This is a genomic window from Gelidibacter sp. (assembly GCF_035577925.1).
Classification (GTDB): Bacteria; Bacteroidota; Bacteroidia; order Flavobacteriales; family Flavobacteriaceae; genus Gelidibacter.
In genome coordinates this window covers 1-9,347 of record NZ_DATJCY010000007.1, presented here as the reverse complement: position 1 = coordinate 9,347, position 9,347 = coordinate 1, and the positions used below count along the sequence as shown (strand labels likewise).

At 35.1% G+C, this 9,347-nt stretch carries 11 protein-coding genes and 1 other RNA gene; 4 read left to right on the top strand and 8 right to left on the bottom strand.

Annotation, left to right across the window (positions count from 1 at the left end; all coding sequences use genetic code 11):
- Nucleotides 1–122: 122 nt before the first annotated feature.
- Nucleotides 123–512, bottom strand: a complete 390-nt coding sequence (locus VNJ50_RS00300; RefSeq protein ID WP_325577940.1) for a thioesterase family protein — start codon at nucleotides 510–512, stop codon at nucleotides 123–125.
- Between the two features lie 90 nt (nucleotides 513–602).
- Complete coding sequence (locus tag VNJ50_RS00295; RefSeq protein WP_325577938.1) at nucleotides 603–1,637, bottom strand: glutaminyl-peptide cyclotransferase; 1,035 nt, start codon at nucleotides 1,635–1,637, stop codon at nucleotides 603–605.
- 88 nt (nucleotides 1,638–1,725) lie between these two features.
- On the opposite strand from VNJ50_RS00295, the gene ffs reads away from it, so the two are divergent.
- The 3 genes from ffs to fsa all read left to right on the top strand — a co-directional run bounded on the left by ffs (nucleotide 1,726) and on the right by fsa (nucleotide 3,567).
- Nucleotides 1,726–1,824, top strand: an RNA gene (ffs, locus tag VNJ50_RS00290) — signal recognition particle sRNA small type.
- A 160-nt stretch (nucleotides 1,825–1,984) separates the two neighbouring features.
- Entirely contained in the window at nucleotides 1,985–2,788 is an 804-nt protein-coding gene (locus VNJ50_RS00285; protein WP_325577936.1) for an SDR family oxidoreductase, read from the top strand.
- Between the two features lie 125 nt (nucleotides 2,789–2,913).
- The gene (gene fsa / locus VNJ50_RS00280) at nucleotides 2,914–3,567 is read left to right on the top strand and encodes a fructose-6-phosphate aldolase (RefSeq protein WP_325577934.1); all 654 of its coding nucleotides are present in this window, start codon (nucleotides 2,914–2,916) and stop codon (nucleotides 3,565–3,567) included.
- A 55-nt stretch (nucleotides 3,568–3,622) separates the two neighbouring features.
- Here the strand turns inward: fsa and VNJ50_RS00275 are convergent, their stop codons facing one another.
- Nucleotides 3,623–5,044: a hypothetical protein gene (locus tag VNJ50_RS00275; RefSeq protein WP_325577932.1), complete on the bottom strand. Its 1,422-nt coding sequence runs from the start codon at nucleotides 5,042–5,044 to the stop codon at nucleotides 3,623–3,625.
- 247 nt (nucleotides 5,045–5,291) lie between these two features.
- On the opposite strand from VNJ50_RS00275, the gene VNJ50_RS00270 reads away from it, so the two are divergent.
- The gene (locus VNJ50_RS00270) at nucleotides 5,292–6,917 is read left to right on the top strand and encodes an ABC-F family ATP-binding cassette domain-containing protein (protein ID WP_325577930.1); all 1,626 of its coding nucleotides are present in this window, start codon (nucleotides 5,292–5,294) and stop codon (nucleotides 6,915–6,917) included.
- A gap of 49 nt (nucleotides 6,918–6,966) precedes the next feature.
- Here VNJ50_RS00270 and VNJ50_RS00265 read toward each other — a convergent pair whose 3' ends face one another.
- The 5 genes from VNJ50_RS00265 to VNJ50_RS00245 all read right to left on the bottom strand — a co-directional run.
- Nucleotides 6,967–7,179 (bottom strand): DUF2007 domain-containing protein, encoded by a 213-nt coding sequence (locus VNJ50_RS00265; protein ID WP_325577928.1) that lies wholly within the window; start codon nucleotides 7,177–7,179, stop codon nucleotides 6,967–6,969.
- A 172-nt stretch (nucleotides 7,180–7,351) separates the two neighbouring features.
- A complete protein-coding gene (locus VNJ50_RS00260; protein WP_325577926.1) occupies nucleotides 7,352–7,609 on the bottom strand; it encodes a DUF6952 family protein in 258 nt (85 codons plus the stop codon).
- Nucleotides 7,590–7,904 carry a thioredoxin family protein gene (locus VNJ50_RS00255; protein WP_325577924.1) on the bottom strand — a complete coding sequence of 105 codons (315 nt, stop codon included), beginning with the start codon at nucleotides 7,902–7,904 and terminating at the stop codon, nucleotides 7,590–7,592. Before VNJ50_RS00255 ends, VNJ50_RS00260 begins: the two co-directional genes overlap by 20 nt.
- Nucleotides 7,905–7,988: 84 nt before the next feature.
- Nucleotides 7,989–8,633, bottom strand: a complete 645-nt coding sequence (locus VNJ50_RS00250; protein ID WP_325577922.1) for a peroxiredoxin — start codon at nucleotides 8,631–8,633, stop codon at nucleotides 7,989–7,991.
- Between the two features lie 297 nt (nucleotides 8,634–8,930).
- Nucleotides 8,931–9,347: Na+/H+ antiporter NhaC family protein (locus VNJ50_RS00245; RefSeq protein ID WP_325577920.1), on the bottom strand; the 417-nt coding region annotated here is incomplete at its 5' end.

The window sequence follows — 9,347 nt, the reverse complement described above, 5'->3', positions numbered from 1 at the left end:
ACAGTAAAAAAAGAAGGATAGTTTTAGTCACTTCGCTTAAAAATTCGTTGTTGTCAAATTAAATCTTTTTAAACGTTTAAAAGTGAGGTGTTAAGATATTTTAACAGCTATTTTAATCCTTTTTAACTAAATAGTAATCTTATTTCATCAGTAATTCGGGATGGTCTCATGTTTTTTTGAGAAACGAGGCACCATTTTGTTTCTGATACGGCTAAAAGTTTGTTGGAATTTTTATTGAAAATTTCAACCATTCGCACACAGGTCACGCCACCAGATTCTTTGATATAGGTTTTCAGTAGGATTTCATCCCCCAAGACTGCCGGGTTTTTATATTCGATGTTGTGCTTAAGAAGTATCCAAAAATAGTCAGAAAGCATCTGTGGGGTTGCGTTTTCGTTCCAATGTTTTTCTGCAACATCTTGCACCCATTGTACATAGCGGACATTGTTGACATGGTTAAGATTGTCCAGATCGTCTTGTGAAACCGTAATTTGAGATTCAAAACTTTGCATGTGATAATTATTAGTTTCTTAAAATAAAACGAGTTATTTTAAAAATAGTTGTGAACGGGAATAATGAATTTAAAGTCTGATTATCACAAGTTATTTTTCAAATACTTCAACCTCAAACAATTTGTCCCAGTCTTTGCCAGTTACAAAAATAGTTTTGGTGGTTGGATTATAGGCTATGCCGTTAAGCACATCCAAATTAGGGTGTTGTGTGACCAGTTTTTGAAGTGGCGAAAAATCAATAACACCTTCAACAGCACCAGATTTTGGATCGATGATCAATACACCATTACGCTGGTAAATGTTAGCATATATTTTTCCTTCAATATATTCCAATTCGTTCAAATTATCAATTTTACCTGTATTTGTGTAAACTTCAACAAAATTTTCCTCGGCAAGTGTTGTTGGGTTTAGTGTCCAGATTTTATTGGTACCATCTGTTTTATAAATTATTTTACCATCATTGCACAAGCCCCAGCCTTCTTTACTTTTGCCATAATTAAAGCTTCCGATCCTTTCAAAAGTTTCTAAATCATAGATAAAACCAATGTTTTCCTTCCAAGTTAATTGGTAAATATTGTTATTGAGAATGGTAAGGCCTTCGCCAAAATATTGACTGCCCAAGTCGATGTTTTTTAAAAGTTCACCGGTTTTGTAATCTGTTTTGCGCAATTTAGATTTGCCGTATTGTCCAGTACTTTCATATAAAATACCATTGTGAAATTCTAGACCTTGCGTATATGAGGTAATGTCATGCGGATATTCGTTCAGAATTTTATAGCTATAAATTTTAGGAGCAACATCATTTAAAATGGTCAGTTTTGTAGTGATTTCTTCCGAAGAATTGTCATAATTTACCACTGCGGTCAGAATATGTTCGCCCAACGGCAAATTTTTAATTTCAGCGTTTTCTTTAACAGAAACTGTTCCTATTTTGTAAGAAATACTATTTATTGTTTTGTTTTTTGGATTGTTCACAGATAAATTCAAAGTTTCTCCTAGCGCAATGGTGTTATTTTTGGCATTTGTTGTTATGGAAAAACTGCTTGTTTTAGCATTTTTAGTATCGCCACAACTCCAAAGCAAAAGGCTTAAACCAATGATTGTGAAAAATTTAGTAGAAGACATAAGTTGTATATTTTTTTTGGAAAGGTATTTAATTAAATTCGGTTTATAAAATCATTGCAAAAGTAGTAAAATATTGTATCTTTGCACCCGGCAAGTCCTACACAACCAGCTCCTGTTGAATCCTCCAGGGCGGGAACGCAGCAAAGGTAAATGGTCGTAGCGGTGTGATGTAGGGAGCTTGCCTTTTTTTATTCCCAAAAGTGTCGTTTTTTTATCCATTTATTTCATTCACTTCAATAATCTGGATTCAGATTTCTTCTTCTTTTCATCAATTCAAACATGAATTATATTGTATTTTTGACATCTTATATGATGTTGCTTTTTCATCCTTAAATTAATAATTGAATATGTCGAAAGTTGTATTGATAACTGGTGGTTCGTCAGGAATAGGAAAATCTGTAGGCGAATTTTTAACACAAAAAGGATTTATTGTTTATGGAACTAGTAGAAATCCTGAACGTTATTCTAAGAGTCAATTCAACTTGGTGAAACTCGATGTCTCTGACACAAAATCTATTGAAGAGGCTGTTAAGATGGTCATCGATAAGCAAGGCCGTTTGGACGTATTGATAAACAATGCCGGCGCTGGAATTACTGGTCCGATAGAGGAAATTCCGGATGCTGAAATCCAACGTAATTTTGAAACTAATTTTTTTGGCCCTATTCGAGTTATTAAAGCAGTTTTACCACAAATGCGAACTCAAAACGCCGGACTTATCATTAATGTAACTTCGATTGCAGGCTATATGGGGTTGCCTTATCGCGGTATTTATAGTGCCAGCAAAGGGGCTTTGGAATTGTTGACTGAAGCTTTCCGAATGGAAATAAAAGGTTTTAACATTGAGATGACCAACGTTGCTCCGGGAGATTTTGCAACCAACATTGCTGCGGGTCGTTATCATGCACCTATATTAGAAAATTCAGCCTATAAAAAGCCTTATGGTGCTACTCTAAATTTGATGAATTCCCATGTGGATGCAGGGAAAGATCCACAGTTGATGGCTTCTGCTATTTTTAACATTATCAATACGCCACAGCCAAAAATACATTATAAGGTGGGCGAATTTATGCAGAAATTTTCTATTGTATTGAAACGGATTTTGCCCGATAAGGTTTATGAAAAAATGCTGATGAAACATTATGGACTATAGCTGTATTCCAAAATTTTAATATTGAAATGTTTTCATTATAAATCAGTTAAATTGCTTATTATTAATTGTAACTTTGCGCGCCCGGAGTGTCGGGATAAACACAACTTATATACATACTATTATTTATGAAATTTTTTATTGACACAGCTAATTTAGAGCAAATTAAGGAAGCCCAAGATATGGGGATTTTAGATGGTGTTACGACAAACCCATCCTTAATGGCAAAAGAAGGTATTACTGGTGTGGACAACATCATGAAACACTATGTGAACATTTGTGAATTGGTAGATGGTGACGTTAGTGCTGAGGTTATTGCTACAGATTTTGAAGGAATGGTTAGAGAAGGGGAAGCTTTGGCCGAACTTCATGATCAGATTGTGGTAAAGTTGCCAATGATCAAAGACGGCATAAAAGCTTGTAAATACTTTAGTGACAAAGGAATTAAGACCAATATGACTTTAGTGTTTTCTGCAGGTCAGGCATTATTGGCAGCAAAAGCAGGTGCTACTTATGTATCGCCATTTATTGGTCGTTTGGATGATATTTCGACCGATGGTTTGAATCTTATTGCCGAAATTAGGATGATTTATGACAACTACGATTTTGAAACTGAAATTTTAGCTGCTTCTGTTCGTCATACCATGCACGTGATTGATTGTGCTAAACTAGGTGCTGATGTCATGACAGGGCCATTGAGTTCTATCACAGGATTGTTAAATCATCCATTGACAGATATCGGTTTGGAGAAATTTTTAGCAGATTTTAAAAAGGGAAACTAGTTTCCTGAATTTTATACTTTTAAACAGAAAAGGCACCTAAATGGTGCCTTTCTTGTTATTTGTCAGATAATTTCTGGAGTACATCTTCAAAGCGCTTTTGGAACATATTGTAGTATGAATCTACAATGCGCATCTCCTTATCTACCACGATCATTTTATAAATGGTATTGATGGCCAAGGTTTGTTTTCCTGCATTCGGGTTTTCAAATTGGTATTCGTTATTGGTAGGGAAATTAAATTCGCTCAAGGTCTTTTTCCAATATCTGTTATCGCTATCATTAATATTGATAGCAATAAAGTCGATATCCGGATATTTTTCTGCCAATTCTTGCGATTTAAAATGACTGTTTTTATAATGGATTTTTAAATTGGACGACCAAAAGTAAATCACGGTCGGTTTGGTGATCAAATCACTTAACTTAAATAAATTATTGTCATAATTAACAAGGGCAACATCAGGGATAACATTGCCAGGCCTCAATTGTTTTAATGCGACCGATAAGCCTTTGATATAATCTTTGTCTTCGGTATTTGTGCTTTTTTCGAGATAGGACGATATTATTTGCGCCGTTTCAGTGGAGTCTTCACATCTCGAAATAAAATCTCTTGCGGTATATTTAAGCAGTTTGTTTTTGATGGTATCATCAGAAATATGCTCATTCATTAATCTTAATTTTTCCAAGTTATAAATTAATGAATGCCGTGTGAAAATCGCATCTTCCGGAGCCTCATTGTAAAAGGCTTTTAAGGCAATATTGTTGAAATGCGAATACAAAAATTTATTGTAGATAAAATTATCACTTAAAGCCGTATTATTATAGTCAATATCTTTTCGATAGTCATAAAAAGTTGATGGCAGCTCCTCATGTTTTTTTAAGTTTCTATAACCATAATAACCAAATGGATACATCTCCATGGCATTGTAAAGTCCGTAATTGATACTTGTTTCAGCAATATTGTTAAAGAGCGGTGACAATTGGTTTTTACTGCTAAACTCAGAAAACTCGTTCAATCGCTCGGTGCGAGTGGAATCAATATGACGTTCAAACAGATCTGGTGTCAGTTGTGCGAAACTGATAAATTTTTCTTGGTCTTTTTCATTTTGAAGGAAAATCTTGATCAAAAAATTATTCTTTTTTGCGCCTTCACCTGTAAAAACTAGCGATTCGTCAAAATCAGCGGTATTCAATCGCAACATCACACTATCACGTCCTTCCAATAAAGCTATCTGATATTCGCCGCCATGTGAAAAGGTGTAAATACCGGGTTTTAAATTTTCTAGTTTTGTTAAAAATCTATTATTGCTATCTAAAAATAAAGTGTCAGAATTGGTACCTGCTGAATGTAAAAGCACGTAGTCATTGGTAGGATTTATAATTTCTCCACCAAAATAGGCATATGAATTATCATTATCAGTATTCTTTTTGCAACTATATAGCGTTGCTAAAAGCATTAATGATATCATGTAAATTCTCATAAATAGATAAATTATGGATGCAGGTTGGGTTTGAATGTGTTGAAACAAAATTAAAGCTTGTTTGTGCATTATGTTGTTAATGCGTTGTTAAATGTTCGCTGAGGTCAGTGTTGCAAACTTATCTGCTTTGTATTTAGCCATTTGAATGTCAAAAAAGCATTAATTTCGGGTACTGAAATATAAGGTTGTAAGTTTCTTAAAATGCTATGTTTTATCTACTTTTGCACCAAATTTAAAATCCAGTATTATGTTATCAGTTTCTAATCTTTCGGTTCAATTTGGCAAGCGCGTACTTTTTGATGAAGTCAACACGAGTTTCAATCAGGGCAATTGCTATGGTATTATTGGAGCCAATGGTTCAGGAAAGTCAACTTTTTTAAAGATTTTGGCAGGTAAGATGGATCCAACTTCGGGGCATGTGCATCTTGAAGCAGGAAAACGAATGTCTGTTTTGGAACAGGACCATAATTTGTACGACGAGCATACCGTTTTGGAAACCATAATTATGGGAAATAAGCCATTGTTTAAATTGAAATCAGAAATTGATGCACTTTATGCAAATTATACAGATGAGAATGCTGATAAGATAGGGGAGCTTCAAGTGCAGTTTGAAGAAATGAACGGATGGAACGCCGATAGTGATGCAGCAGCGATGTTGTCTAACTTGGGCATCAAGGAAGAATTCCATTATAACTTAATGAAAGATTTGGATGGAAAACAAAAAGTACGCGTGCTATTGGCACAAGCTTTATTTGGAAATCCTGATGTTCTGATCATGGATGAGCCTACCAACGATTTGGATTATGAAACCATTACTTGGTTAGAGAATTTTTTGGCCAATTATGAAAACTGCGTCATTGTAGTTTCGCACGACAGGCATTTTTTGGATTCGGTATGTACGCACATTTCAGATATCGATTTTGGCAAAATCACACATTATTCAGGGAATTATACCTTTTGGTACGAATCTTCTCAATTAGCGGCCAGACAGCGCGCACAACATAATAAAAAGGCTGAGGATAAAAAGAAAGAATTGGAAGAGTTTATTCGACGTTTTTCTGCTAACGTCGCTAAGTCTAAACAAGCTACAAGTAGGAAAAAGATGATTGAAAAACTGAATATTTCAGAAATAAAACCATCGAGCCGTCGCTATCCGGCGATTATTTTTGAACGCGATAGAGAAGCGGGTGATCAAATTTTAAATGTCACTAACCTTGCTGCGTCTATCGATGGTGATATTTTATTCCAAAATGTCGATATCAATTTGGCTAAAGATGATAAAGTGGTGGTGTACTCAAAGGATTCGAGGGCAACGACGGCATTTTACCAAATTCTTAATGGCATGGAAACCGCCGATCAAGGCGAGTTTGCTTGGGGAATAACCACAACCCAATCGTATTTACCGCTTGATAACAGTGCCTATTTTGATAATAAATTAACACTTGTAGATTGGTTACGCCAATGGGCAACTACTGAAGAAGAGCGTGAGGAAGTATATTTAAGAGGCTTTTTGGGCAAAATGATTTTTAGTGGCGAAGAAGCGCTTAAAACTTCAAACGTTTTATCGGGAGGTGAAAAAGTACGTTGTATGCTTAGTAGAATGATGATGATGAGAGCTAATGTATTGATGCTGGATGAGCCCACAAACCACTTGGATCTAGAAAGTATCACGGCTTTTAATAATTCGTTGTCTGGTTTTAAAGGGACTGTTTTGTTAACTACACATGATCATGAATTTGCACAAACGGTTGGAAACAGGATTATTGAATTGACTCCAAATGGCATTATTGATCGTTATATGACTTTTGACGAGTATATGGATGATAAGAAAATCCAAGAACTTAGACAGAAAATGTACACTGTAACCGCATAAAAAATCAACTAAAAGAACGTATAGAACCCTGATCATGAATCAGGGTTTTTTATAGCTCCAATTCTGCTTTAACAGATTCTACAATTGGGATGGCATGGTCCAGTTCTTCCTTGGCAACATAAAGTTCCTGATAGCCATGGGATGCCGATCCAGATTCTTCTATTACAATGGCATCAATGCCTACACTTTCCAATCTATCTAGAACCAGTTGTACGATAATAAAAGTTCCCGAAAAAATTTTTACATAATTATCATCTACCATAATTCGAAATTAATAAGTTGTACACTACGGGTTTAAAAGATACAAAAAATTTATACGATATCCTCAAAATAAGTGGTGTCTTTTGGGATCATAAAGATTGTTTCTGGGAAAATTAATGGAATAAAAAAACCACTTCGGATGAAGCGGTTTTTTTATAAAAATTCAGTTTCTTTTATTTGTCTATCGATCCTAAAACACGGGACATAAAGGTGTTTAACGCTTCTTTTTTGGAGCTGCCTTCTTTTACCATTTTATTTACTTCGAGTGCACCATACATGTTCGAAATCAGTTCGCCTATCACATCAAGTTCTTCGTCTTTTAGTGACGATACTTCAGTGAGGTTCTCTAAGGTTTCAATGGTTTCTATTACAAAATCCTCATCATTGTCCTCAATAAATTGAGTGAGATGTTTAATTATTGGTAACTTCATCGAATAAATTTTTTAGAATCTCAAATTTGTTGGTCTGTACTTGATCTACAAAAGCACCGTTTTTAAATATTGCGAAAGTCGGTAGATTGTCAACTGTCGCTAATTTTCTTGATTCAGGAAACTTTTCAGCATCGGCCACAACAAAAGTCATGTTTTCATTTTCAGAGGCCAGTTTTTTGAATTTTGGTTTCATGATTCTGCAATTTCCACACCAACCCGCCGAATATTGAACAACCACAGTCTCATTATCTGACACCAATTGTCCTAAATTGTCTTGTTCTAATTCTTTGATCATAATTTTTTTATTGATAATTATTTAAATTCCAAACAAACCATAATGGGCTTGTCTGGAACTTATTTATTTTACTATAACCCGTTCTTAGTTTGAACGTGCTCTGAAGTATTCTGCAGTACCTACAGCAGTAGCTTTCATAGCATCCTTGCCTTCTTCCCAGTTAGCAGGGCAAACCTCACCTTTTTCTTGTACGTGCGTGTAAGCATCAATTAAACGAAGATATTCTTTAACGTTTCTTCCCAATGGCATGTGATTGATGCTCTCATGAACAACAGTTCCTTCTTCATCAATAATATAGGTTGCTCTGTACGTTACGTTATCGCCTTCAACAGTAACCAATCCGGTTTCTTCGTTGTATGTTTCATTGGTAATATCTAGAATACCTAAAGCATTAGCTAGGTTTCTGTTAGAATCTGCTAAGATTGGATAAGTTACACCTTCAATGCCGCCATTATCTTTTGCCGTGTTTAACCATGCAAAGTGAACTTCAGCAGTGTCACATGATGCTCCAATAACAATGGTATTGCGTTTTTCGAACTCTGCTAAATCTGCTTGAAATGCGTGTAATTCTGTTGGACATACAAAAGTAAAGTCTTTTGGATACCAAAATAAAAGTACTTTTTTGTTGTTTTCTGTTGCTTCTTTAAGAACGTTTAGGCTGAATGTATCGCCCATTTCATTCATTGCATTAACATTTAAATCTGGGAATTTTTTTCCTACGAATGACATATGATATGTATTTAAGATTAAACTTATTTGTAGTGCAAAAATACCTAATATTGAAAACTAAGAGCGATAGGAGTTGATTATATAATATTATATTAGCATAGATAATACAAATGGTAATTATGCCAATTTGTAAATGTTTTAAATGTAGAATTAGGTCGGGTAAAGAGTGTATTTTGTAAAGTGCTCAGCTACTGATTTCACCATTTTTAAAAAAGACAATCCAACGATTCTTATGACAGATTCCAATAAGCGAATATTGAATTGCGATTATTTTATTGAGCAACTCTCCATTCGATATTATTTTTTATCTGTTGTTAGCTGTCTAATTTTTATTCTAAAAGCAGCAAATAGCAAGGTCATAAATGGGCTTAACCAGTTGAAAATAGCGTATCCGGCATAGTGCAAGGTATCGACGCCCAAAACGCCGCTATGGTAGGCGCCACAAGTATTCCATGGTACCAAAACAGAGGTAACGGTGCCGGAGTCTTCCAAGGTCCTGGATAAATTTTCTGGTGCTAGGCCTTTGTCTTTATACGCTTGTGCATACATTTTTCCGGGTACCACAATGGCTAAATATTGATCGCTGGCAGTAAGGTTTAATGTCAAGCAGCTGGCTACGGTACTCGCAAAAAGACCGAATGTGGTATGAAATGATTTTAAGAGGGCTTTACTAATTGTAGCTAGCGCACCAATAGCATCCATGATACCGCCAAA

Coding starts and splice junctions, on each gene's coding strand:
- VNJ50_RS00300 (WP_325577940.1), bottom strand. CDS start 512: ATGCAAAGTTTTGAATCTCAAATTACGGTTTCACAAGACGATCTGGAC.
- VNJ50_RS00295 (WP_325577938.1), bottom strand. CDS start 1,637: ATGTCTTCTACTAAATTTTTCACAATCATTGGTTTAAGCCTTTTGCTT.
- VNJ50_RS00285 (WP_325577936.1), top strand. CDS start 1,985: ATGTCGAAAGTTGTATTGATAACTGGTGGTTCGTCAGGAATAGGAAAA.
- fsa (WP_325577934.1), top strand. CDS start 2,914: ATGAAATTTTTTATTGACACAGCTAATTTAGAGCAAATTAAGGAAGCC.
- VNJ50_RS00275 (WP_325577932.1), bottom strand. CDS start 5,044: ATGAGAATTTACATGATATCATTAATGCTTTTAGCAACGCTATATAGT.
- VNJ50_RS00270 (WP_325577930.1), top strand. CDS start 5,292: ATGTTATCAGTTTCTAATCTTTCGGTTCAATTTGGCAAGCGCGTACTT.
- VNJ50_RS00265 (WP_325577928.1), bottom strand. CDS start 7,179: ATGGTAGATGATAATTATGTAAAAATTTTTTCGGGAACTTTTATTATC.
- VNJ50_RS00260 (WP_325577926.1), bottom strand. CDS start 7,609: ATGAAGTTACCAATAATTAAACATCTCACTCAATTTATTGAGGACAAT.
- VNJ50_RS00255 (WP_325577924.1), bottom strand. CDS start 7,904: ATGATCAAAGAATTAGAACAAGACAATTTAGGACAATTGGTGTCAGAT.
- VNJ50_RS00250 (WP_325577922.1), bottom strand. CDS start 8,633: ATGTCATTCGTAGGAAAAAAATTCCCAGATTTAAATGTTAATGCAATG.